This window comes from Thioclava indica (assembly GCF_000714545.1).
Taxonomy (GTDB): domain Bacteria; phylum Pseudomonadota; class Alphaproteobacteria; order Rhodobacterales; family Rhodobacteraceae; genus Thioclava; species Thioclava indica.
This window is the reverse complement of the sequence record NZ_AUNB01000040.1, coordinates 170,855-194,370: the sequence shown is the minus strand read 5'-3', so window position 1 is coordinate 194,370 and position 23,516 is coordinate 170,855. Positions and strand designations below refer to the sequence as shown.

The following is a 23,516-nucleotide window of genomic DNA, read 5'->3' as shown; positions in this document are numbered from 1 at the left end:
CGTCACCCAGATTCAACCATAGCTCGCGCAGTCCCCGACCGCGCCGCACCCGTGCTTAGCCCTGTTCCTGATCAAGCAGTTTCGCCACGGCACGCAGCTCGAATTTCTGGATCTTGCCGGTCGAGGTCTTGGGCAGGTCCGCAAAGATCACGCGCTTGGGCGTCTTGAAGCCCGCAAGACGTTCGCGGCAGAACTGGATGATCTCGGCCTCGGTGGTCTCGGCCCCGTCCTTCAATTCGACGAACGCACAGGGCACCTCGCCCCATTTCTCATCCGGCTTGGCCACGACCGAGGCCAGCGACACGGACGGGTGCGCAGCGATCACGCCCTCGACCTCAACCGACGAGACGTTTTCGCCCCCCGAGATGATGATGTCCTTCGCGCGGTCGGTGATTTTGATGTAGCCATCGGGATGCAAGAACGCGATGTCGCCGGAATGGAACACGCCGCCCTCGAACGCCTCATGAGTGGCTTGCGGGTTTTTATAATAGCCCTTCATCACCATATTGCCGCGCATCACGATCTCGCCCAGATGGGCCGCGTCGCGTTTCACCTCTTGGCCTTGGTCATGCACCGTCACGGTTTCCATCATTGCCATCATAACGCCGGTGCGCGCCTTCAGGCTGGCCCGTTCGTCGCCTGCGGCGCCATCCCATGCTGGCTTCCATGTGCATTCCACCGAAGGGCCGTAGGTCTCGGTCAAGCCGTAGGTCTGCGTGACGTTAAAGCCCAGCGGCTCGACCGCAGCGAGGGTCGAGGCGGGGGGTGGTGCGCCTGCGGTGAACACCTCGACGATATGGTCAAAGGCGCGCCGGTCAGAGTCTTTGGCATTGACGATGGTATTAAGAACAATCGGCGCGCCGCCGAAATGGCTGACACCATGATCGGCAATCGCGTCATAGATCGCCTTGGCGGTGACATCGCGACAGCACACGACCGTGCCGCCGAGCATCGGCACCATCCAGGCATGCGTCCAGCTATTGCAGTGAAACAGCGGCACGATGGTCAGCAAAACCGGGTAAAGTTGCATCCGCCACGACACCATATTGCCGATGGTGGATAGATAGGCACCGCGATGGTGATAGACCACGCCCTTTGGCCGCCCCGTCGTGCCCGAGGTATAATTCAGCGCGATGCTTTCCCATTCATCCTGCGGCATGACCCAGTCAAACATCGGATCGCCCTTGGCCAGCAGCGCCTCATATTCCAGATAATGGCCGGTCGGCTCGAACCCATGCTCGGGATCGGCGACCTCGATGATCTGGGGTGCTGCGCCGGACATCGCCTTAAGCGCCTCTTCGGCAAGCGGCAAAAGCGCCGTGTCGCACAGCACGAGCTTGGCTCCGCCATGTTCAAAGATATAAGCGATGGTCGCCACATCGAGCCGCGTGTTGATCGCATTCAGGATCGCGCCGCAAGCAGGCACGCCGAAATGGGCCTCGACTTGGGGCAGGGTGTTTGGCAGCAGCGTGGCCACCACATCGCCCGGCGCGATCCCGCGCGCCTTGAGAGCCGAGGCGAGTTGGCTGACGCGCGCATGGTAGTCGACGTAAGTCAGCTTGCGCGTCCCGTAAATCACCGCCGTGCGTTCGGGAAACACGTCAAGCGCGCGGTTCAGATGGGACAAGGGTGTCAGCGGCACATAGTTCGCCGCGCATTTCTCCAGACCTGTTTCGTCAGCAAGCCAGCCCATGAAATCCTCCTTCGGTAATATCCTTGCGCATTTACCGCCCCTCGCGCAGGAATGTGAAGGGGGCGCGGCGCTTTTCGTCGATCACAGTTGTCGCTAAGGTTGCGCGTATGATCGTCTCGCATGGCCGCCGCTATATCTTTGTTCATATCCCCAAGACGGGAGGCACGGCGCTGGCGCTGGCGTTAGAGGCACGCGCGATGGCCGATGATATTCTGATCGGGGATACGCCCAAGGCGCGCCGTCGCAAGGGACGACTGACGGGCGTGCAAACGGCGGGGCGGTTGTGGAAACACAGCACGCTGGCAGATGGGATCGGGCTTTATAGTGCGGATGAGGCGCAGAGGTATTTCACCTTTACGCTGGTGCGCAATCCGTGGGACCGGCTGGTGAGCTATTATCACTGGCTGCGCGTGCAGACGTTTGATCACCCGGCGGTGACGCTGGCCAAGACGCTGGATTTCTCGGGGTTTCTGGCGGATCCGCAGATGCAGGCCTCTATCGCGGCTGCGCCCTATGGCAGCTATATGCGCGGGCCGGACGGGGCCGAGCGGTGTGACCAGTTTATCCGCCTCGAACATGCGCAGCAAGACGCCGCCCCGCTCGAGTCGCATTTGGGTTTTGCCATTACCCCCTTCGCACGAGTCAATGAATCCAGCCGGGCGCGCGATTGGCGGGGCTATTACACCGACGCCGATCACGCGCTGGTGGCGCGAATTTGCGCGCCCGACATCGCGCGCTTTGGCTATTCTTTCTGAAGTCTTAATAGAAATTGACCAGTTGTCGCGATTTCGCGCAACAATCCCATAGGTTGACGCGGAACTGTGGCGCAGGCTGCCTCAATGCCTTTTTGTCGCCGCTTTCGCGCCCACGAATCATCGCAGGAATCACTTCGAGTGAACACATCGGTAAACGCCCCGCTCGGGGTTCTTCAGAAGGAAGACGGATATGTTCGGGACCTCCGCCAAAGCGCGCCAAGACGCCCATGACTTCGATGCGATGCTGTCGAACGCTGCAGGTCATGCCTCGGGTGTGAACCAAAGCGAGGGGATCATCGCGGGCACACGGATTGCGACCGAGATGGGCTGGCGCCCGGTTGAGGGGATCGTGGCGGGCGACATGGTGATGACCTTTGATCACGGGCCGCGCCCGGTGGTGGCTGTCAAACGCATGCAGCTGTGGCTTGGCTCCAACAACTGTCCGCGCCATCTGCAACCGCTCGCCGTTCCCGTCGGCGCGCTGGGCAATGCGACCGCGATGCTTTTGCTGCCCGAGCAGAGCGTTTTGGTCGAAAGCGATATGGCCGAGGCGGTGTTTGGTGACCCCTTTGCGCTGATCCCGGCTGCCGCCCTTGAAGGCTACCGCGGGATCGACCGCATCACGCCACACCAAAAGGTAGAGGTCGTGGTGCTGGAATTCGATCGTGATGAGGTCATCTATGCCAACGGCACCGGCATGATCCATTGCAGCTCTGTTGATGCAGGCAGCCTGAGCGCGATGATCGAACCCACTTCCGCGATGTATGAGGCGCTGCCGTTGGACATGGCGCGTTCAATCGTAGCGGAGATGATCGAAGAGGACATGCTCGAGGCGGACTACAGCTACGCCTACGCTGCCGAATAAACCCGCCCGCCCGTGATTGCCAAAACCGCCGCGACCCGAAATGGGCGCGGCGGTTTGCGTTTGCGGGTTTGGGGAGGCATGAAAACGCCGGGGCCTTTGCAGACCCCGGCGCTTCATTTCAACCGGGGCAAGTGCAGGGAACCGCGCCTTGCCCCGGTCTGTCGTGTCGCGATCAGGCGGCTTTCGCAGCCTGACCTTTGCCAAAGCGGCCATAGAACGTGTCACCCTTGGCAGCGATATCGCGCAGCAGGGCCGGAGCCTCGAAACGCGCGCCGTATTGTGCAGTCAGCGCGTCGCAGATCTCGACCGCTTTGCCTGCGCCAAGGATATCGAGCCATGAGAACGGGCCACCCGACCACGGCGCAAAGCCCCAGCCAAGGATCGCGCCTACGTCACCCTCGCGGATGTCTTCCAGCACGCCTTGTTCAAAGGCGCGCACGGCCTCCAGAACCTGCGCCATCAACAGACGGTGCTGAACGTGGGTCACATCAGGTTGCTCATCGGCGCGCGGGAATTTGGCATCCAGACCTTCCCATAGACCCTGACGCTTGCCCTTGTCGTCATACTCGTAAAAGCCCGCGTTCGACTTGCGCCCCATCCGGCCCTGATCGGCCATCCAGAACAGCACATCATCGACCGCCCCATCGGGGTAGTCATCGCCCATCGCGGCCTTGGTCGCTTTGGCAATTTTCACGCCCAGATCAATCGAGGTCTCATCCACCAGTTGCAGCGGCCCCAGCGGCAGCCCCACCTGCGTCGCGGCATGTTCCACCAGCGTCGGGTTCACGCCCTCTGCCAGCATCCGGATGCCCTCGTTGATATAGGGGATGATGCAGCGGTTGGCGTAGAAGAAGCGCGCATCATTGACCACGATCGGCGTCTTGCGGATCTGGCGCACGAAATCGAGCGCCTTGGCCACGGCCACCGGTCCGGTTTTCGCCCCCTTGATGATCTCGACCAACAGCATCTTGTCCACCGGTGAGAAGAAGTGAATGCCGATGAACTGCTCGGGACGCGCGCTGGCCTTGGCCAGTTCGGTGATCGGCAGGGTCGAGGTGTTGGTGGCAAAGATCGCCGTGTCGGGAATCACGGCTTCGGTCTTCTTGGTGACCTCGGCCTTGACGCCCATATCCTCGAACACCGCCTCAACGATCAGATCGCAGCCCTCAAGAGCGGCGTAATCGGTGGTTGCGGTGATGCGGCCCAGCACTTGGGTTTTCTTCTCCTCGGTGACCTTCTTGCGCGAGATCCCCTTGTCGAGAATGCTCTCGGAATAGGATTTCCCGCGATCGGCAGCCTCTTGAGCGTTGTCGATCAACACGACTTCGATCCCGGCCACGGCACTGACATAGGCAATCCCCGCGCCCATCATGCCAGCCCCCAGAATGCCGACTTTTTTCACGGTCTGATCGGGGGCGTCGGGGCGGTTCGCGCCTTTTTCCAGCGCGCCTTTGTTGATAAAGAGCGACCGGATCATCGCCGTCGAAGACGGGTTCAAGAGCACATTGGTGAACCAACGCGCCTCGATCTTGATCGCCTGATCGAAGGGAACAAGCGCACCCTCATAGACCGCCGAAAGCAGCGCCTTGGCCGCCGGGTAGACGCCCGCGGTCTTACCATGCACCATCGCGGAAGCACCGACAAAGGTCATAAAGCCCGCCGGGTGATAGGGCGCGCCGCCGGGCATTTTGTAGCCCTTGGCATCCCATGGTTTCACCAGATCGGCGTCCTTGGCGTTGAGAACCCAGTCTTTCGCAGCCGCAACCGGATCTTCGACCACCTCGTCGATCAGGCCAGCCGCTTTGGCTTTCTTCGGGTCGCTCAGCTTGCCCTCCAGCAGGAACGGGGCCGCGACCATCGCGCCAAGTTTACGCGACAGGCGCGTCGTGCCGCCACCGCCGGGGAAGATGCCGACCATGATTTCGGGCAGCCCGATCTTGGCCTTGGGATTGTCGGCGGCAAAGATGCGATGGGTCGAGAGCGGCAGCTCCAGACCGATCCCCAGCGCGGTGCCGGGCAGGGCGGCCGCAATCGGCTTGCCACCCTTGTTGGTTTTCGGGTCCATCCCGGCGCGCTCGATCTTGCGCAGGACGTGGTGCATGCTCATCACGCCGTCAAAGATCGCCTGCGCGCCGCCTTCGCGCATCTGCGCGATGACATTAAGATCCATCCCGCCTGCGAAGTCAGCCTTGCCCGAGGTGATAACCACACCCTTGCAGGCGTCATCGGCCAGCGCCTTGTCGATGAAGCTGTCGAGAAGGGTGAACCCCTCCATGCTCATCACGTTCATCGATTTCTCGGGGACGTCCCAAGTGATGATGGCAACGCCGTCGCTGCCCAGTTCGTATTTGAAATCAGCCATTTGTCCCTCCCTCACACGCGTTCGATGATGGTGGCGGCACCCATGCCGGACGCCACGCAAAGCGTTGCCAGACCGGTGCTCAGGTCGCGCCGTTCCAATTCATCCAGAAGCGTGCCGATGATGATTGCGCCGGTCGCCCCCAGCGGGTGACCCATCGCAATAGCGCCGCCATTAACGTTTACCTTGCTCGCATCGACATTGAAGAACTGCATGAAGCGCAGGACAACGGCGGCGAAGGCCTCGTTGACTTCGAACAGGTCGATGTCGGAAATCGACATGCCGCTGTCTTTCAGGATCTTCTCGGTCACTGGCACCGGGCCGGTCAGCATGATCGTGGGATCGGTGCCGATCTTGGCAGTAGCGCGGATGCGCGCGCGGGGTTTGAGACCATGCGCTTCGCCGAATTCCTTGTTGCCGATCAGGATCGCCGAGGCACCATCCACGATGCCGGACGAGTTGCCCGCGTGGTGGACGTGGTTGATGTGATCGAGATGAGGGTATTTCAGCATCGCGATCTTATCAAAGCCCGGCATCACCTCGCCCATATCCTTAAAGCTCGGCTTTAATGAGCCCAAGGTTTCCATCGTGGTGCCCGGACGCGGGAACTCGTCGTGATCAAGAATGACGAGGCCGTTTTGATCGACAACCGGCACGATCGACTTGGCAAAGCGGTTGTCCTTGATCGCTTCAATAGCGCGACGCTGGCTTTCAACGCCAAGCGCGTCCACGTCTTCGCGGCTAAAGCCGTATTCGGTGGCGATAATATCCGCCGAAATACCCTGCGGGACGAAATAGGTTTTCATCGCAAGCTGCGGGTCAACGGCAATCGCCGCCCCGTCCGAGCCCATCGCGACGCGGCCCATCATCTCAACGCCGCCGGCAATATAGCCATTACCAGCGCCGCCCTTGATCTGGTTGGCGGCAAGGTTCACCGCCTCCATCGCGGAGGCGCAAAAGCGGTTGATCGACAGGCCGGGGATGCGTTCATCCAGATCCGACAGCAGCACCGCCGAGCGGGCAAGGCAGCCGCCCTGCTCCATGACCTGCGTGGCGTTGCCCCAGATCACATCCTCGACCGCGTGGCCCTCCAGGCCGTTGCGTTCCTTGACCGCGTTCAGCAGCCGCGCGGACAACGCGACCGAGCTCACCTCATGCAGCGATCCATCCTTGCGGCCCTTACCCCGAGGGGTGCGCGCTGCGTCATAAATATAGGCTTCCGTCATGGTTCCTCCTTACGCCCGGTCGGAAGGGTTGCCGGGCATCAAATCATAGGGATGTTTCCAGCCGGGCAGGGCGGCAATACCGTCCAGCCAATGGCTGATATTGGGGAAATCGTTACGCTCGAACCCAAAGGGTTCGGGGTAATACAGGTAGCCGCAGCAGGCGAAATCCGCGATGGACGGGGCATCGCCCACGATCCAGTCGCGCCCCGCCAGATGGGCTTCAAGCGTGGCGAGCGCCGTCAGAACGCGGCCCTTGAGCCATTTGATCGCCTCTTGAGGGCGTTTATCTTCGGGTAGGAAGTTCATCAGAAAGCGCAAGCCGCCTTGCTGGCCCGTGCCCTTCTGCGCATCCCAGAACATCCAGCGCAGCATCTCATTGCGATCATCGGCCAGAAACTTGCCGGTCTTTTCCGCGATATGCAGCTGGATCACGCTTGATTGGGTCAGGGTCAGATCGCCTTCGACGAAAACCGGCGCCTCGCCCATTTCGTTGAGCGCGCGATATTCGGGGCTGCGCGCCTCGCCGTTGAAGAAGTCGACATAGAGCGGCTGCCAGTCATAGCCGGCCAGCTCCATCGTCAGCGCCGCCTTGTAGGCGTTGCCCGATTCTCCGAAGCAATACAGTTTTGCGGTCATGCGACCTCCCCCTCGTCTGCCCATAATCTGGCGCGTAAGTGACGCGAACGTAAGCCCCTTGCAGGCATTTCGCCGCAACGTCATTCCACCACGACGTCGCGTCCAACGCGAGAGCGCGCGTGACGTTCCGTTGCGAAAGATGAAGTTAAGGTGAAGTGCGGGCGGCTATTGCAGCGCTTCTTCAGTGTCTTTGGGGAAGGTGATGGCGCGGAAATCGGGATAGGTCTTACGCAACAGCGCCAGCTGCGCGGGGCTATCTAGGCGGATCAGATACCATTCGGCATTGTCTTGTAGCGCCAAGGTGGTGTCGGTGCGCCGCAAGGTGCCACGACCGGGAATTTCGATAACCGAGATCGTCGGGATCGTGGCAAAGGCGCGCCCCGCCTTGGTGTGCCCGCTTTGCATCGCCGAGACATCCATGTCGAAACTATCAATCACAACCGGCGCCATCGCCTTGTCGATCTGCGTTTCCATCTGGCTTTCCAGCGCATCTACGCCAAGGTGAGATTGCGCAGCCAAGGCGCGCATCATCCTGGGTGGCACGGTGTCGAAAAACACATCGTAATTCTTGTGCTGCACCGCGCGCTCAAAGCCCGCTGCCTCTTGCAGGATCGTGTTACGGTCCGAGGCGTCAAACGCAAACGCGGGCAGATTTGTGGCCAGAAACAGCACGCTTGCAAGGATCAGACGGGGCATTTCGGGCCTTTCGCGCTTAGGCTTTGCGCTCGGGCAGTTCCGCCTTGAACAGCCGCAGCCTGTGATTGAGGTTCTCGTGATCGGTCACGGAGTTGAAGTGCTCGAAGACAAAGGTCAAGGCTTCGTCCGGCGTGATCTCGGCTTCTTGAGCGAACCGGTTCAGGCGGCGATAAGCATCATTGGTCATCGCCACAGGAAAGCGGCGGGTGAGTTTCAGGCGTTTGGGCATGGATGGCTCCGGCTGGCGCGATTTCAGCTTAGACTAGGAAAAATCCACTGGCGTGACCATGCCCGTTTCCTGCCGCCGGGATTAAAGCTGTTCCCAGTCGCTCAAGCCAAGCTTGCGTTTGCGCCAGATCTGGGCAATCGCGCTGAGGCTGCCGAAAAGCAGCGCGCCCAGCACGAGCGCCGCAGTATGTGCGCCAAAGGTCAAGCCGGTTGACCAATCAAGTAGATCATCCACGAAAAGCTGTGCAATCGCGAAGCCCAGCGCATAAAGCAGCACGCTTTGCTGCCAAGACAGATACAGCACCGGGCGCGGCTCTAGTCCGCCCCAATTCAGCAGGCGCGCCCATAGATCGGGGTTGGCGTCGCGCAACACCCCACGGGCACGCAGCTCGGCCCGTGCTGCGGCGTAACGGCGATTGGTTTCTGCAAGTCCCATCTGCATGGCTGTTTCATTCCCCTGACGCGTCTAAGGGTAGCGAGAAGGGGTGAACGCGCAATGAACAGAGCGCACACGCGCTCGCACATGACAGTGAGATAAAATTGAAGCGGCGAGCCGAAGCCCGCCGCGATCTGTTGCAATTACGTGACGACTGGCGCGATCAGAACTGATCGTCAGCCAGCGCCATGACCGGATCGGCACCGCTTTCGATGCGGGCCAGATGGGTCGCGCAAGCAGGCAGTTGGCGCGCCATGTAGTAACGGCCCGTGGCGATCTTGCCCTCGTAAAAGTCCTTGTCCGAAGCGCCATTATCCAGCGCGGTGTAGGCCGCTTTTGCCATACGCGTCCACATCAGACCCAAGCAGACATGGCCCATCAGATGCATGAAATCATAGCTGCCCGACAGCGCCGCGTTGGGGTTCTTCATGCCGTTTTGCATAAAGAACATCCCCGCCGTCTGAAGCTGTTTGCTGGCCGTTTTCAGCGCATCGGTGAACGGTTTCATCCGCTCGTCATCGTCATGCGATTTGCACTCGGCCTTGACCATATCAAAGAAGGCCATGACATGCTTGCCGCCGTCTTGTGCCAGCTTGCGGCCCACCAGATCGAGCGCCTGAATGCCGTTCGCACCCTCGTAGATCATCGCGATGCGCGCGTCGCGCACATGCTGCGACATCGGCCAGTCTTCGGTGTAGCCATGCCCGCCGAATACCTGTTGCGCCTGCACCGCAGTTTCAAAGCCCTTGTCAGTCAGGAACCCTTTGATGACCGGAGTCATCAGCGAGATCAGCCCGTCGGCCTCTTTATCATTAGCCTTATGAACGCGGTCGATCAGATGTGCGCCCCAGAAAGTAAACGCGCGCGCGCCTTCGACAAAGCTTTTCTGATCCATCAGACTACGACGCACATCGGGATGCACAATGATCGGGTCAGCGGCTTTTTCAGGCGCAACGGCGCCGGTCACGGCGCGGCCCTGAAGGCGGTCCTTGGCATAGGCCACGGCCTCTTGATAGGCGGCTTCGCCAACTGCGTAGCCTTGCAGGCCCACGCCCAGACGCGCCTCGTTCATCATCGTGAACATCGCGCGCATGCCCTTATACATATCGCCCAGCAGCCAGCCTTTGGCGCTGTCATAGTTCATCACGCAGGTTGCGTTGCCGTGGATGCCCATCTTTTCTTCAAGCTTGCCAACCGAGACGCCGTTGCGCTCGCCCAAGGAGCCATCGTCGTTCACCAAGATTTTCGGCACGATGAACAGCGACACGCTTTTAAGGCCGTCACCGCCGCCCGGCGTTTTCGCCAGCACCAGATGGATGACGTTCTCGGACAGATCATGATCGCCTGCCGAGATGAAGATCTTGGTGCCAGTGATCAGATACGAGCCATCATCCTGCGGCTCGGCCTTGGTGCGCATAAGACCCAGATCGGTGCCGCAATGGGGCTCGGTCAGGTTCATCGTGCCGGTCCAGTCACAGCTGACCATCTTGGGCAGGTAGGTCGATTTCTGCTCGTCCGTGCCGTGCGTATGGATCGCGGAATAGGCGCCATGCGTCAGGCCCTGATACATGTTGAACGCCATATTGGCGGACACGAACATCTCGCCCACCGCGCAGTTCAGCACATAAGGCATGCCCTGACCGCCATATTCGGGGTCGCAATCCAGCGCGGTCCAGCCGCCCTCTTTCATTGCGGCGAACGCCTTGTCGAACCCCTTGGGGGTGCGCACCACGCCGTTTTCCAACACGCAGCCCTCTTTGTCGCCCACCTCGTTGAGCGGGGCGAGCACCTCGGCGCTGACCTTGCCAGCGGCCTCAAGAACGGCCTCGGTGAAATCGGGCTCCATCTCTTCGTAGCCCGGAATATCGGTCTGCGAGATTTTCAGAACCTCTTGCAGAACGAATTGCATATCTTTGGTGTTGGCGGTGAAATTCGGCATGGCGTCCTCCCGTTTTTCGTCAATCGCGGATCAGGCCGCGTCGGTTTGGCGCGCCTTATCCAGTTGTTTCTCGGCCCAGCCGATTTGATCGGCCAGTTCGGAAATGGCCTGCCCCAGCTCGTCGCGCTGGCGGGACATTTCCGACATACGTTGCTGCGCGATCTTGATCGTCTCGTGCAGCTGTGTCTTTTGCTGATCGCCCATTTCGTACAGATCCAGCAGCTGGCGGATATCCTCCAAACTAAACCCGAAACGCTTGCCGCGCAGGATCAGTTTCAGCCTTGCGCGATCACGTCGCGTAAATAGCCGCTTCTGTCCCTCGCGAATGGGAAACAGCAACTCCTTGCTCTCGTAGAACCGTAAGGTGCGCGGCGTCACATTGAATGCGTCACACATCTCGCGGATCGTTAAAACTTCGTCTTCGGTCATGCTCACAGCCCCGTGCTAACTTAGCGTAACGCAGAGGGGCAGATCATCTGACTGCCCCAGTATTACAAGAGTTCTTGACGTGCACGTCACCATAACGTGGCGTCACAACTTTGATGACGTAATGTCAGAAACTTTTTACCATTCGGTTAGGAAATAATCTTTCGCTGAACGCAACGTAAATCGTCAAGCCCGCTTGAACGTATTCGAGCGGGGTGACGCCAGGGAATGCACTTTGCAATCAAGAATCAAGAGGTGTGGAGACCTGATCACGCAATTGTCGTAGGTCATTAATCGCACTGTCGAGCTCGTCGCGCTGTTCTTTCAGCACGCCCAACTGGCGATCGGCCAGTTCGATCCAGACGCGGTTTTGCTCGTCTGTGCCTTTTTGGTCGTAAATTTGCAGCCATTGCCGCAATTCTTCGAGCGAAAAGCCAAAGCGACGCCCGCGCAGGATCAGGGTCATGCGGGCAATCTCACGGGGGCCGTAGAACCGCGAGCGCCCCTCCTTTTGCGGGCTTAGAAGTTCGATATACTCATAATAGCGCAAGGTGCGGGGGGTCACGTCAAAGCGCTCGCACATTTCCTTGAACGTCAGCAAATCGGACATACTGCCTCTCCTCTTGAGGCCAGAATCTAGCGCGCCAGGCGGCGCTCTTCAAGCGATGCTGCGCTGCCCGGCCGCGTAATTTCTCAGATTTCGATGGGGCTCAGGATCTTGGGTTCGATCACATCAACGCCCGGCAAGGCGTCAATCAACGGTTGCGCGGATTGTTCAAGCAGGTCGAAGGTTTTGTAATGACACGGGATTACGGTCTTGAAATCAAAGTATTTCTTCGCCGCCCAACCCGCGCGCGCCATGTCCATCGTGTAATGGCCGCCCGCCGAGAGAATTCCGATATCGGGTTTGTGCAACTCACCCATCCACGCCATATCCGCCATAATGTCGGTGTCGCCAGTGACGTAGATCGTGTGCCCTTCTGCCGCGATCATAAAGCCGGCGGGCTGGCCGGCGTAGACAAGGCCCTGATCTTTATAATCAATCGAGGCCGAATGCGTGGCGTTCACCATCGTCACCTTTGCGCCGCCAATATCGACCGTGCCGCCTTTGCCAAAGCCGACCGTCTGCGCGCCATCCGCGCCGAGGATGATCGACAACTCGTGGATGCAATAGACCGGAATGCCCAGTTCCTTGGAAATTGGCACGGCATCGCCAGCATGATCGCCATGGCCATGCGTCAGCAGAATATGGGTTGCTCCCCTGATCGCCTCGCTACGCTTATCTGCGGGAAAGACGGGTGAGCCGGTCAGGAACGGGTCGAGCAAAATCACCGTATCGCCCGTTTCAATACGAAAGCCGGAATGGCCAAGCCAGGTCAGTTTCATCTTTGGTCCTCCTTTTGGGTTTGTCCTAAGATTAGGGCGCAAATTCGCGCGTGACAGGGGGGTAGCCGCTCACAATCTGGCGGGGCGCTTGAAAGCGGTTGATGCACGGGCTAAACCGCGATCCAAGAATAGCGGAGAAACCCAATGTCCATTGATATCGACACCGCGCGCAAGGTGGCGCATCTGGCCCGGATCCGGGTGCCCGAAGATCACCTGCCCGCGCTTGCATCCGAGTTGTCCAACATCCTGACCTTCATGGAGCAGCTCAACGAGGTTGACGTTGAGGGCGTAGAGCCGATGACCTCGGTCACGCCGATGCGTCTGAAGCGGCGCGAAGATGTCGTGACCGATGGCGGTTATCCCGAGAAAATCCTGAAAAACGCCCCCGATGCCCGCGAGGGTTTCTTTGCCGTGCCGAAGGTGGTCGAATGAGCCTGAACAAACTGACGATTGCGGATGCGCGCGATGCGCTGAAAAAGGGCGATGTGACCTCGGTGGAACTGACCGAGGCGTGTCTGGGCGAAATCGAAGGGGCAGGGGCGCTCAATGCGTTCGTGCACAAAACCCCCGAGATCGCGCTAGAGCAGGCCAAGGCCGCCGATGCGCGGATCAAATCGGGCGATGCACCTGCGATGTGCGGTATCCCGCTGGGCATCAAGGACTTGTTCGCGACCAAAGGCGTGGCGACGCAAGCGGCTTCGAACATCCTCGAAGGGTTCAAACCGGAATATGAATCGACCGTGACGCAGAACCTGTGGGATGCGGGCGCGGTGATGTTGGGCAAACTCAACATGGACGAGTTCGCGATGGGCTCGAGCAACGAATCCGCCTGCTACGGTCCGGTTGTAAACCCGTGGAAAGTCGATGACCGGCAGCTCACGCCGGGCGGCTCTTCGGGCGGCTCGGCGGCGGCTGTGGCAGCCGATCTTTGTCTGGCCGCAACGGGCACCGATACCGGCGGCTCGATCCGCCAGCCCGCCGCGTTTACCGGTATCGTGGGCATCAAGCCGACCTACGGGCGTGTGTCGCGTTGGGGTGTGGTGGCGTTTGCCTCCAGCCTCGATCAGGCCGGGCCGATGACGAAATCGGTGCGCGATGCCGCGATCATGTTGGGCACGATGTGCAGCCATGATCCCAAGGATTCGACCTCTGCCGATATCCTTGTGCCCGATTTCGAAGCGGCGCTAACGGGGGACATTCGTGGCAAAAAGATCGGTATCCCCAAGGAATATCGACTGGATGGCATGCCCGCCGAGATCGAAACCCTCTGGGAAAACGGCATCGCGATGCTGAAAGATGCGGGGGCCGAGATCGTCGATATCTCGCTGCCGCATACGAAATACGCGCTGCCCGCCTATTATGTGGTGGCTCCTGCCGAGGCGTCCTCGAACCTCGCGCGCTATGACGGGGTGCGCTATGGCCATCGCGCCAAGCTGGGCGCGGGCGAGGGCATCACCGACATGTATGAAAAGACCCGCGCCGAGGGGTTTGGCCCCGAGGTCCAGCGCCGCGTGATGATCGGCACCTATGTGCTGAGCGCGGGCTTTTACGACGCCTATTACAACCGCGCCCGCAAGGTGCGTGCCCTGATCAAGCGCGATTTTGAACAGGTGTTTGCCCAAGGGATCGACGCGATTCTGACGCCGGCCACGCCGTCCTCGGCCTTTGGTCTGGGTGAAATGGTCGATGCCGATCCGGTCGCGATGTATCTTAACGATGTGTTTACCGTGACGGTGAACCTTGCTGGCCTGCCCGGCATTTCCGTGCCCTGCGGTCTGGATGCCAAGGGCTTGCCGTTGGGGCTGCAACTGATCGGGCGGCCGTGGGAAGAAGGGGAACTTTTGAACCACGCCTACGTTCTGGAACAGGCGGCAGGGTTTGCCGCGAAACCCAACAAATGGTGGTGATATGATGCGCGCTCTTGCAGTTCTTGGTGGCGTTTTGGCCCTTGCGGGCTGCGTGACGTCGATGCCCGATTCCGGCCCCGAGGCGCAGCGCGAGGCGCAATTGCGCGGTCAGGCCATCGTGCCGCCATCGGCCCAAGGCGTCATGCCAACCGCGCCCGGCACCAACCCTTCGCCACCCGGCGCGCCGCTCAATGCGACAGGCACCGCAACGCCGGGATCGACCAATGCGCTGTCTGCGCCGTCGATTGATGCGAGTGGCACGATTGGCTCCGATCCGTCGATTCCCGCACCTGCGATGTCGGGTAGCGCAGGCTCGACGATAGGCGCGGATGCGATGGCGGCCCTGCAACAGACCGCGCCCGCAGGTGATGCGATGAACGCGACGAGCGGATCGACCTCGGCGGCGTCCAGTCTGTCCGCTGCGCCCGTCGCAGCGCAACCGATCTTGGACAACACTGCGTCTGGGCCAAATCTTGCAGCCTATGCGTTGTCAGTGTCCAACCGCCCGGGCCAATCGGTCTATAAACGCGGCGGCATTCACCTGACCTCGACCGACAAGGCCTGCGCGAAATATATCTCGGCGGATCAGGCGCAGATCGCGTTTCTGGCCTCGGGTGGGCCGCAGCGCGACAAGATGAACCTTGATCCCGATGGCGACGGGTTCGCTTGCGGTTGGGATCCGACACCGTTTCAGGCTGCCCGCTAGTGAGCGCCCCATTGCTCTCACCCAATTTCGGTGAGCGGCGGGGCGGCGCGCGCCCGGAATTGGTCGTGATCCACTACACCGCGATGCCCAGCTTTGACGCGGCGCGTAGGCGACTTTGTCTGCCCGAGGCCGAAGTGTCGGCGCATTGGCTGATCGGCAACGATGGGCGCAGCGAACAACTTGTACCCGAAGAGATGCGCGCTTGGCATGCCGGGGCGGGGCAATGGCGGGGCTGCGAGGATGTGAATTCGCGCTCTATCGGGATCGAGTTGGACAATCTGGGCGAGCGCCCTTTCCCCGAGCCGCAAATGGCCGCGCTTGAGGGGTTGCTGGGCGATATCATGGCGCGCTGGGCAATCCCGCCTGAAAATATCATCGGCCATTGCGACATGTCACCGGGGCGCAAAATCGACCCCGGTCAACGCTTTGATTGGCAGCGTTTGGCGGCTCAGGGCCTGTCGATCTGGCCCGAACCGCGCACTGCACCCGCGCCCGGTACCGACACATTCTGCGCGTTGGCGCAGAGTTTCGGCTATGGCGATTTGGGGATCAAGACACTGCTGCCCGCGTTCCGGCTGCGCTTTCGTCCGCGCTATGAGGGGCCGCTCGATAGCACCGACATGGCGCTGATCGCGGATCTTGCGATGCGTTTTGGCGATGATGGCGGGGCTTGGCGCGCCAGCTAGGCGGCGACAGACAGCGTTTGCCCAATGAAAAAGGCCGGAGGTAACCCCTCCGGCCTTTCGCTAATGCAGTTCAGGCGTCTTAGAACGCGCTGAGCACGGTCGAGGAGACAACGCTGTGAGTCGGTTTCAGGATCGAGTCCGCGACGCTGTTCAGCGGCACTTTGCCGGTCGAATGGCCGAGCGGGATCGTGACGCCAAGGCGCACAGTGTTTAGCGAGCCGTCGCCACCATCCAGATCGCCCTTGGTGTGTGCGTATTCCAGCGATGCGGAGGAGCCGATTTTGACCAGCGAGGTCATGTCATAGCTCACGCCCAGACCGAAGGTTGTCACTTTGGCATCAACGTCACTGATCTTGGTGCGCGTCAGGCCACTAAAAGCGGTCCACTGGTCGTTGAACGCATAGGCACCGGCAACGCCGATCATATCGAGATCGACGTGATTGCCACCGCCCGAAAGACGGGTGCGCATCACGTTGCCGCCAAGCGTTACATTCTGCATCGCAGTATATTTGAGTGCAAACCCGTAGTCATTTACATCGACGCCCGAGGGCAGATCGGGGTTCGTCGTGGTGCGGCCGATGAAGCCATCCATTTTCACGTTGGCATAGTCATAACCTGCGGTGATCCCGGCAGAGGTCGCGGACAGATCGGTGCCCAGCCCGGTGACGTCCAGCTTTGCTTTTTCGGCGTAGACGCCAAAGCGGAGGGTGCTCGGCAGTTTATAGCTGCCTTGAACGCCGAAGACAGAGCCAGTGATATGGCCCGAAACCCCTTGCATGTGACCGCGCACGGCATTGGCATTCGCACCAAGCGTTACGCCATTATCGAAATGAACGTTGGCGCGTCCGTCAAGCGAGTTCGTGTAAATGTTTTCGCTGATGTCGGAGACATCCGATTTTGCGTAACCCAAGGTTACGGCGCCGGAATAATCCTGAGCAAATGCGGACATGGGTGAAAAGGCGCAGGCGAGCGCTGCGACGGCTACAATTTTCGTCATGTGAACTCCTGTAAGTTTCTTAGCAACCGTATTGCCTGATCGGTCGCACAAGAATTTTCTTCTTGCTGACAATGTCTTACGCTAGCGCAGGTTTTCGCGTCAAATCACGGTGGGTGTTAACGTTAATAATCGTTAACGCGCTGTGGCGAAGCTGTCACAGCGGCATGAAGGGGCGTAAAGATGCGCTCACGTCGCCCCTCTTTCGTATTTTCTTGCTTGGGCGCTTAGGGGCGCAATTAGGTGTAGCTCTGATCTTGCAGATCCATCAGATCCACCGCATCCGAGGGTACGAACTTGGCCTCTTCAATCAGGGGCCGCCCTTGCGCTATTGTCGCGGCGTCCCCGCAATCGTGTTGGCGCAGGCGCGGGGCGATCGGCTGCTCTGTCGCCGCCATTTCCTCGATCCGGGCGCTCGCAAATTGCGGCTTTGATTGCGCAGAGCGCTCACCCATTCGTGAGTGGCCCAGTCGCCCTGCCGCGCCAAGTGGAGCGTACATGGACGCACGCGCCGCGCTCAAGCAATTTCCCAGATTTCCGGAGAGTTTTCATATGACGCCCTTTCACGCCGCTTCCAGATTGCGTCAAATTTTGGGGCTGCCGGGCACCGTCTTCGCGTTTTTCAGTGTGATGCTGGGCACAACTGTGCCGACCCCGCTTTACCCGCTCTATCGGCAGCAGTTCGGGTTTTCCGAACCGATAATCACGGTGATTTTCGCGGTCTATGCCGTGGGGGTGATCGGGGCGCTGTTGGGCATGGGGCGTTGGTCAGATCAGATCGGGCGGCGACCGATGTTGCTGGCGGGGCTGGGCTGTGCGGCGCTCAGCGATGTGATCTTGGCATATTCCGACGGGCTGAGTTGGCTTTTGCTGGGGCGGTTGATCTCGGGCGTTTCGGCGGGGATCTACACCGGTGCTGCGACCGTTTCGGTGATCGAGCTGATGCCCGAGCGGTGGCGCGCGCATGGCCCGCTGGTGGCCGTTGCGGCGAATCTGGGCGGGCTGGGCTTGGGGCCGCTATTTGCGGCGCTGATCTTGCAAGCCACGCCCGATCCGCTGGTTGCGCCCTATCTTAGTCATCTGGTGCTGGCCGTGATTGGCGCTGTGCTGATCGTGATCGCACCTGAAACCGTCAACAAACCGGCCCATCCGCGGCTGCGCATGCAGCGCCTTGAGGTGCCGCCCGAGGTCCGCCCGGTCTTTGTGCCCGCCGCCACGGCGGCCTTTGCGGGCTTTATGGTGGCAGGGTTCTTCACCGCCGTGTCGCCCGCATTTCTGGGCGAGGTTCTGGGGCGTCACAGCGCGATTCTGGTCGGGCTGGATGTGGCCTCTTTCCTGCTGATGGCGGTATTGGGGCAGATATTGTTGCCGCTCTTTCCGGCGCACCGTCGCCTGCCCATCGGGGTCGGTCTGCTTTTGGCGGGGGTGTTGGTCTTGGGCGTCGGGCTTGGCGCGGCGCTGCTATCGGTGATTATCATTGGGGCGATGATTGCGGGCATCGGGAACGGGTTGGTGCTGCGTGCCGGGCTGGGCCGGGTCGCGCAGGCGGCACCCAGTGATGAGCGCGCCGCCGTCACTTCGACCTTTTTCACAGCGTCCTACGTGGCGCTGTCACTACCGGTGGTCGGGGTGGGCTTGGCCAGCGCTGTCTTTGGGCTTTACGCCAGCGCGCTGGGCTTTGCCGCTATTGTTGCGCTGTTGTGCCTGATCACCCTGTTCCTGTTGGCACGCGAGTCGCGAGCCGCGCGCGCTTAGGCGATTGACCCGCCGCATCCGATTGCCTATCTGCAGCGATGCGCGGATGGCCGGATGACCGCGAGTGCCCATAGCTCCGTTTTGCGGACAGCTGGGTGCCCGAGGAAAGTCCGGACTCCATGAAGTGACGGTGCCGGGTAACGCCCGGGCGGGGCAACCCGACGGAAAGCGCCACAGAAAACAAACCGCCGTGCCTTGGTGCGGTAAGGGTGAAACGGTGGGGTAAGAGCCCACCGCGGGGCTGGTAACAGACCTGGCATGGCAAGCCCCACCGGGAGCAACGCCGAATAGGGATCGTGCGCCGCCCCGGCAATGGGTGACGGCAGGGGAACTTCGCCCCGAGCGATCCGGGTTGGCGGCTGGACCCTGCGAGCAATCGTAGGGCGAGAGGAATGGTCATCCAGAGGGGCAACCCTTGGACAGAATCCGGCTTACAGGCCATCCGCGCGTATTTTTCAAGGTCTTGAGACTTAGGGCGTTCGCCCGCCTGCGCGCAGCATTCTGTGCGCAAATGCAATCGCACCTCTGCGCTATTGGACCTTTCTTTTTCGCGCCAGACCCCAAGCTGAAAGGGTAGAGTTATAAAACCTTCAGGAGGAGCGAAGATGACTTATACGATCGACAAGACGCTGGACGGGGATTTCGACTCAGTCGAGGCGCAGGTGCGCGCCGATTTGGCAGAGGCGGGCTTTGGCGTGCTGACGGAAATCAACGTTGCGGCCACCATGAAAGCCAAGCTGAACGAGGACATGCCGCGCTACAAAATCCTTGGCGCGTGCAACCCGAAACAGGCCTTTGCCGCGATCCAGCACGCGCCGAAAATCGGCGCGATGCTGCCCTGCAACGTGATCCTGCGCGAGGTTGAGGGCGGGGTCGAGGTCTCGGCCGTTGATCCGGTGGCCTCGATGCAGGCGGTTGAAAGTGACGGGCTGGCCGAGGTCGCAACCAAGGTGCGCGCAATGCTCAAGGATGTCATCGCCGCGCTTTGACCCGATATGGCGTTTTTGCTGGCCTTCCGGGGGATCACGCGCAAGACTGGCGCGAAGGTAACTCAACTCGGGAGGCTGACATGAGCTTCGTCAAGACATTGGCTACGTTGGCGGTGGGCTTTGCCGCCGCAAAAGGCGCGCAGAAATTTTCGCAAATGGGTGGCATGCAGGGGATGAAAGACGCCCTTGGCAGCGCCGGACAACCCGGCGGCATGGCCGATCAGATCGGCGATATGGCCGAAAAGATGGGCGTGCCCGGCGGCAAAGAGGGCGTGCGCGATATGTTTGCCAAATTCGGCACGCAGGCGGCTTCGGCGACGGGCGCGGCTGAGGCCGGGCTTGGCTCGTTGATGGGCGCGCTGACGGGGGCGGCCAAGACGGGCGCTGGCGGTCTGGGTGACATGATTGGCGCGGTTACGGGCGGCACGGCGGCAGAACCCGCGATGGAAGATCAGGCGAAACTGATGATCCGCGCGATGATTCAGGCGGCCAAGGCCGATGGCTCGATTGATGACCAGGAACGCACGACGATTCTCGATCACCTGTCGGATGCCTCCGATGATGAAATCGCTTTCGTGAAATCCGAACTCGACGCGGAAATCGACGTGTCGGGTCTGGCCCGTGACACCGCTGAAAACATGAAGGCGCAGGTCTATTCCGCCGCGCTGATGGCGATCACCGTCGATACCGAGGCCGAAAAGCAATACCTCGCCAACTTGGCGGCGGCGCTTGGGCTGGAAACTGAGAAAGTGGCGCTGATCCATCAGTCGATGGGCAAGCCGCTGGCCTGAACCGGGCTTGAGATTTGAGATGCGGGTCGGGGCAAAACGCCTTGGCCCGCATCTTGCGTTTCAGGGGGTGGCGGTTTTGTAGCTGCGCTCGATTTCGATCAGGCGTTGTTTGCGCCACAGCCCGCCCCCATAGCCCGTCAGCGACCCGTCTGCGCCGATCACCCGATGGCACGGCACCATCAGCGCGATCTGATTGACACCATTGGCGCGCGCCACGGCACGGGTGGCGCTCGGGTGATGGATGGATTGAGCGATCTGGGCGTAGCTGCGGGTCTGGCCTGCGGGAATACTGCGCAACGCGTCCCAGACGGCGCGAGAGAACTCTGATCCGTGCTGAGCGAGCGGCGTTGCGAACTGCGCGCTGCGGCCTGCGAAATATTCTGTCAGTTCCGCGCTGGATCGGCCTCTAACGCGTCTAGAAGCGTAGCGATCACCGGCTCGGACATCGCGGCGGCTTGCATCGGATGGCAGCGTTTGCAGGGGCGAAACCCGGCCTCCAGACAAGCCCCGATCGTGTCGTGGAAGGCGCAATTCTCAGCCAGCGGTTTGCGCGCAGGACAGGTCAGGCGGCAAAAAATGCCGGTGGTGGTCACGCAAACAAAAGCCTGCCCGTCATAGCGCGAGTCGCGCTCTAGCAGGGCGCGATAGAGGGTGGCGTGATCTGGCAAATCAAACAGCATGACACAAACTTAGCATCCGGTTGCGCGCGGGGCTGTCGAAAAACGGGCGTCTATTTCGATTTCTGTGCCAAGGCGCGCGGGAAATCTTGGGGTAGGTCTGGGTTTTGTTGTTGACTCCGCAGGCCGTATAGCTAAAAGGCGGGCTTCAAGGATTCCGCGGGCACGCCGATGTGCCCGGAGCTAGGAGAATTAAAATGGCGAAGCCGACGACGATCAAGATCCGTCTGAACTCGACGGCGGGCACCGGGCACTTCTATGTGACCAAGAAGAATGCCCGCACCATGACGGAAAAAATGGCCGTGAACAAATACGATCCGGTCGTGCGCAAGCATGTCGAATACAAAGAAGGCAAGATCAAATAAGATCGCCGCTTTGGACTATGTTGAAGGGCCGTGCCGTTGGGCGCGGCCTTTTGCTTTGGTCGGGTCGGTTGTGGGGAAAGGGCTAGCTGCGTGTCCCACGCGACAGATAGCGCGCCAAAGCAGGGCCGGCGATCAGCACCAGCAGAAAGCGCCCGATCTGCATCGCCATCACGAACGGAATATCCACCTGAGTGCCCGCCGCGATGATCGCGACCGAATCCGCGCCGCCCGGACTGGTGGCCAGATAGGCCGTCACCGGCTCTATCCCGGCGAACTGCACCAGAAGGGCGGCAAACCCCGCACAAAGCGCGATCAACGTCACGATCATGCCCAGAACCAGCGGCAACACCCGCGCGGCATGGGCCAGCACCTCGCGCGAGAACCGCATCCCGATTCCCCAGCCGACAATCGCATAGCTAAGCGCCAGCACAGGCTGCGGCAGGGCGATGTCGCCAAGACCGCTCAGATTGTAGATCACCCCGGCGATTAGCGGCGTCAGCAAGCCGCCTCCGGGCACTTTCAGCCGCCAACCGAGCAGCCCCGCGCCAATCGCCAGCCCCAGCGTTTTGGCGATATCAAGCGCGTTCAGCGTGGTCTCGACCGGCGTTGCAACCACTGACTGGCTAGGCGTGACACCGAACAGTTTCACCACCGCCGTCGCGGCAATCGCGCAGCAGGCGACGCGCAAATACTGCATCATCGCGACCAGCCGCATATCGGCGCCGTAGCTTTCCGACATCAAGGTCATCACGGTCGCTGCACCGGGCGATGAGCCCCAGATCGCCGTGGTGCCCGGTAGCATGCCCGTGCGTGAGAGCAGCCAGCCCAAACTGGTCGCGCCCAGCACCGTGGACAAGATCCCGGCGGCGAAGATCGGCCAATCCTGCGCGATTTCGGGAAATAGCGCGGGCGGCAGCTTTGACGCCATCATCATGCCCACCACGCTTTGCGCGATGATGAAAACAAAGCGCGGTATCGCCACGCCAGAGCCGGCCCCCGCCATCGCAATCGCCACGATCATCGGCCCCAAAAGCAGCGCCGCAGACAGATGCGCACGCCCCAGCAGCAGTGCCAACAGGCCGGAGCCAAGGATCAGCACGCCCCAGCGCAGCGGTGCGGGCCAACGGGCGGGGTGGGTCATCAAGGGAGGCATATCGGTGCAGTCATTTAGGCGTTTCGCCTGTCAGATAGCACAGTTGCCCCGCGCGCCAATGGTAGAAATGCGCGCCCGGGATGACGCTGCCCGTTTGGCGCAATTGAAGCGCTTTGCGAGGTTCTTCATAGTTTTGCGTGCCTTTTTCGTTCGCGGATCTAATTCTTCATCTAAGATGCAAATGTGGTAAATGCCTTGGGTTCGACCAAGGCAAGTGTCTATACGAGCCCAATCAGTATGGGCGATATTGCAGATCCGGGACGTGAAAGATGGCCTCACACTTAAGACGCACAATTCCGTCGGTGCTCGTGATGGGCGTTTGCGGCACGGGTAAAACCACGATTGCAAAAGGCGTTGCACAGGCCTTGGGTGGGCAGTTTCTGGATGCTGACGATTATCATCAATCGGCAAATGTGGCGCGCATGGCCTCGGGGCTTCCCTTAGATGACGCGATGCGATGGGACTGGCTTGATCGGCTGTCCGACGAGGTGCTCCGGGTCGGTATGTTGACCCGGCACCCTGTCGTCTTCGCATGTTCGGCATTGAAAAGGGCCTATCGCGACCGGTTGCGTCGAAATCTTGGTGCGATGCATATCGTGCATCTGACGGGGGATCGGTCGTTGATTGCGCAGCGTATGGCGCAGCGATCCGACCATTTTATGCCGGTGAGCCTGCTTGATAGCCAACTGGCAGATATGGAGGCCCCGACTCCAAGTGAAAAGGCGCTTGTTTGCGACATTGTGCAGTCGCCGGATCAGATCGTAACCGCGATTTGCCACCAGTTTGGGGAACAGCTTGCGATTGAGCATGATACAAAAGGCGCACCCGTTTGATGGGGTGCGCCTGTC

25 protein-coding genes, 1 other RNA gene and 1 pseudogene are annotated in these 23,516 nt (G+C 60.6%); 12 read left to right on the top strand and 15 right to left on the bottom strand.

The window, feature by feature from the left end; genetic code table 11:
• Nucleotides 1–55: 55 nt before the first annotated feature.
• On the bottom strand, nucleotides 56–1,693 hold the full coding sequence (locus tag DT23_RS12985) for an AMP-binding protein (protein WP_038131809.1): 1,638 nt from the start codon (nucleotides 1,691–1,693) through the stop codon (nucleotides 56–58).
• A 107-nt stretch (nucleotides 1,694–1,800) separates the two neighbouring features.
• Between DT23_RS12985 and DT23_RS12980 the strand changes: the two genes are divergently transcribed.
• Both DT23_RS12980 and DT23_RS12975 read left to right on the top strand, forming a co-directional pair.
• Nucleotides 1,801–2,448, top strand: coding sequence for a sulfotransferase family 2 domain-containing protein (locus tag DT23_RS12980; RefSeq protein ID WP_038131865.1), 648 nt, complete (start codon nucleotides 1,801–1,803; stop codon nucleotides 2,446–2,448).
• Nucleotides 2,449–2,638: 190 nt separating this feature from the next.
• A complete protein-coding gene (locus DT23_RS12975; protein WP_051697280.1) occupies nucleotides 2,639–3,313 on the top strand; it encodes a Hint domain-containing protein in 675 nt (224 codons plus the stop codon).
• A 172-nt stretch (nucleotides 3,314–3,485) separates the two neighbouring features.
• Here DT23_RS12975 and DT23_RS12970 read toward each other — a convergent pair whose 3' ends face one another.
• The 10 genes from DT23_RS12970 to DT23_RS12925 form a co-directional block, all read right to left on the bottom strand.
• Nucleotides 3,486–5,675: a 3-hydroxyacyl-CoA dehydrogenase NAD-binding domain-containing protein gene (locus tag DT23_RS12970; RefSeq protein WP_038131807.1), complete on the bottom strand. Its 2,190-nt coding sequence runs from the start codon at nucleotides 5,673–5,675 to the stop codon at nucleotides 3,486–3,488.
• A gap of 11 nt (nucleotides 5,676–5,686) precedes the next feature.
• Nucleotides 5,687–6,898 (bottom strand): acetyl-CoA C-acetyltransferase, encoded by a 1,212-nt coding sequence (locus DT23_RS12965; RefSeq protein WP_038131804.1) that lies wholly within the window; start codon nucleotides 6,896–6,898, stop codon nucleotides 5,687–5,689.
• A gap of 9 nt (nucleotides 6,899–6,907) precedes the next feature.
• Nucleotides 6,908–7,534 (bottom strand): glutathione S-transferase family protein, encoded by a 627-nt coding sequence (locus tag DT23_RS12960; protein WP_038131803.1) that lies wholly within the window; start codon nucleotides 7,532–7,534, stop codon nucleotides 6,908–6,910.
• Nucleotides 7,535–7,699: 165 nt separating this feature from the next.
• Nucleotides 7,700–8,230, bottom strand: coding sequence for a hypothetical protein (locus DT23_RS12955; RefSeq protein ID WP_038131801.1), 531 nt, complete (start codon nucleotides 8,228–8,230; stop codon nucleotides 7,700–7,702).
• 16 nt (nucleotides 8,231–8,246) lie between these two features.
• The gene (locus DT23_RS12950) at nucleotides 8,247–8,459 is read right to left on the bottom strand and encodes a hypothetical protein (RefSeq protein ID WP_038131800.1); all 213 of its coding nucleotides are present in this window, start codon (nucleotides 8,457–8,459) and stop codon (nucleotides 8,247–8,249) included.
• Between the two features lie 81 nt (nucleotides 8,460–8,540).
• Nucleotides 8,541–8,900 (bottom strand): DUF6404 family protein, encoded by a 360-nt coding sequence (locus DT23_RS12945; protein ID WP_038131799.1) that lies wholly within the window; start codon nucleotides 8,898–8,900, stop codon nucleotides 8,541–8,543.
• 157 nt (nucleotides 8,901–9,057) lie between these two features.
• Nucleotides 9,058–10,833 carry an acyl-CoA dehydrogenase C-terminal domain-containing protein gene (locus DT23_RS12940; RefSeq protein WP_038131798.1) on the bottom strand — a complete coding sequence of 592 codons (1,776 nt, stop codon included), beginning with the start codon at nucleotides 10,831–10,833 and terminating at the stop codon, nucleotides 9,058–9,060.
• Between the two features lie 30 nt (nucleotides 10,834–10,863).
• Nucleotides 10,864–11,262, bottom strand: coding sequence for a MerR family transcriptional regulator (locus tag DT23_RS12935; RefSeq protein ID WP_038131795.1), 399 nt, complete (start codon nucleotides 11,260–11,262; stop codon nucleotides 10,864–10,866).
• Between the two features lie 238 nt (nucleotides 11,263–11,500).
• Complete coding sequence (locus DT23_RS12930) at nucleotides 11,501–11,869, bottom strand: MerR family transcriptional regulator (protein WP_038131794.1); 369 nt, start codon at nucleotides 11,867–11,869, stop codon at nucleotides 11,501–11,503.
• A gap of 83 nt (nucleotides 11,870–11,952) precedes the next feature.
• Nucleotides 11,953–12,645, bottom strand: coding sequence for a metal-dependent hydrolase (locus tag DT23_RS12925; protein WP_038131792.1), 693 nt, complete (start codon nucleotides 12,643–12,645; stop codon nucleotides 11,953–11,955).
• A 144-nt stretch (nucleotides 12,646–12,789) separates the two neighbouring features.
• On the opposite strand from DT23_RS12925, the gene gatC reads away from it, so the two are divergent.
• Genes gatC through DT23_RS12905 form a run of 4 tightly spaced genes read left to right on the top strand, consistent with a single transcriptional unit; the run spans nucleotide 12,790 to nucleotide 15,944 of the window.
• Entirely contained in the window at nucleotides 12,790–13,077 is a 288-nt protein-coding gene (gene gatC, locus DT23_RS12920) for an Asp-tRNA(Asn)/Glu-tRNA(Gln) amidotransferase subunit GatC (RefSeq protein WP_038131791.1), read from the top strand.
• Nucleotides 13,074–14,552: an Asp-tRNA(Asn)/Glu-tRNA(Gln) amidotransferase subunit GatA gene (gene gatA / locus DT23_RS12915; protein WP_038131790.1), complete on the top strand. Its 1,479-nt coding sequence runs from the start codon at nucleotides 13,074–13,076 to the stop codon at nucleotides 14,550–14,552. The genes gatC and gatA overlap by 4 nt, the downstream gene beginning before the upstream one ends.
• Before the next feature lies 1 nt (nucleotide 14,553).
• Entirely contained in the window at nucleotides 14,554–15,258 is a 705-nt protein-coding gene (locus tag DT23_RS18665; protein ID WP_051697279.1) for a hypothetical protein, read from the top strand.
• Nucleotides 15,258–15,944 (top strand): N-acetylmuramoyl-L-alanine amidase, encoded by a 687-nt coding sequence (locus tag DT23_RS12905; protein WP_240473614.1) that lies wholly within the window; start codon nucleotides 15,258–15,260, stop codon nucleotides 15,942–15,944. The genes DT23_RS18665 and DT23_RS12905 overlap by 1 nt, the downstream gene beginning before the upstream one ends.
• A 79-nt stretch (nucleotides 15,945–16,023) precedes the next feature.
• On the opposite strand, the gene DT23_RS12900 is transcribed toward DT23_RS12905, so the two are convergent.
• Nucleotides 16,024–16,941, bottom strand: coding sequence for a hypothetical protein (locus DT23_RS12900; RefSeq protein WP_038131787.1), 918 nt, complete (start codon nucleotides 16,939–16,941; stop codon nucleotides 16,024–16,026).
• Between the two features lie 236 nt (nucleotides 16,942–17,177).
• Nucleotides 17,178–17,393, bottom strand: coding sequence for a hypothetical protein (locus tag DT23_RS12895; RefSeq protein WP_038131786.1), 216 nt, complete (start codon nucleotides 17,391–17,393; stop codon nucleotides 17,178–17,180).
• A gap of 97 nt (nucleotides 17,394–17,490) precedes the next feature.
• Between DT23_RS12895 and DT23_RS12890 the strand changes: the two genes are divergently transcribed.
• The 4 genes from DT23_RS12890 to DT23_RS12880 all read left to right on the top strand — a co-directional run bounded on the left by DT23_RS12890 (nucleotide 17,491) and on the right by DT23_RS12880 (nucleotide 20,473).
• A complete protein-coding gene (locus DT23_RS12890; protein ID WP_051697278.1) occupies nucleotides 17,491–18,693 on the top strand; it encodes an MFS transporter in 1,203 nt (400 codons plus the stop codon).
• A 42-nt stretch (nucleotides 18,694–18,735) separates the two neighbouring features.
• Nucleotides 18,736–19,143: RNase P RNA component class A (gene rnpB / locus DT23_RS18670), an RNA gene on the top strand.
• A gap of 155 nt (nucleotides 19,144–19,298) precedes the next feature.
• A complete protein-coding gene (locus tag DT23_RS12885) occupies nucleotides 19,299–19,682 on the top strand; it encodes a DUF302 domain-containing protein (RefSeq protein ID WP_038131784.1) in 384 nt (127 codons plus the stop codon).
• An 80-nt stretch (nucleotides 19,683–19,762) separates the two neighbouring features.
• Entirely contained in the window at nucleotides 19,763–20,473 is a 711-nt protein-coding gene (locus DT23_RS12880; protein ID WP_038131782.1) for a tellurite resistance TerB family protein, read from the top strand.
• Nucleotides 20,474–20,533: 60 nt separating this feature from the next.
• Here the strand turns inward: DT23_RS12880 and DT23_RS20190 are convergent.
• A pseudogene (locus DT23_RS20190) lies at nucleotides 20,534–21,153 on the bottom strand (methylated-DNA--[protein]-cysteine S-methyltransferase).
• 194 nt (nucleotides 21,154–21,347) lie between these two features.
• Here DT23_RS20190 and rpmG point away from each other — a divergent pair.
• Nucleotides 21,348–21,515, top strand: coding sequence for a 50S ribosomal protein L33 (gene rpmG, locus DT23_RS12870; protein ID WP_028719409.1), 168 nt, complete (start codon nucleotides 21,348–21,350; stop codon nucleotides 21,513–21,515).
• An 82-nt stretch (nucleotides 21,516–21,597) separates the two neighbouring features.
• On the opposite strand, the gene DT23_RS12865 is transcribed toward rpmG, so the two are convergent.
• Entirely contained in the window at nucleotides 21,598–22,656 is a 1,059-nt protein-coding gene (locus tag DT23_RS12865) for an AbrB family transcriptional regulator (protein WP_038131778.1), read from the bottom strand.
• 281 nt (nucleotides 22,657–22,937) lie between these two features.
• Here DT23_RS12865 and DT23_RS12860 point away from each other — a divergent pair, with 281 nt between their 5' ends.
• A complete protein-coding gene (locus DT23_RS12860; RefSeq protein WP_038131776.1) occupies nucleotides 22,938–23,501 on the top strand; it encodes a gluconokinase in 564 nt (187 codons plus the stop codon).
• Nucleotides 23,502–23,516: the final 15 nt, after the last annotated feature.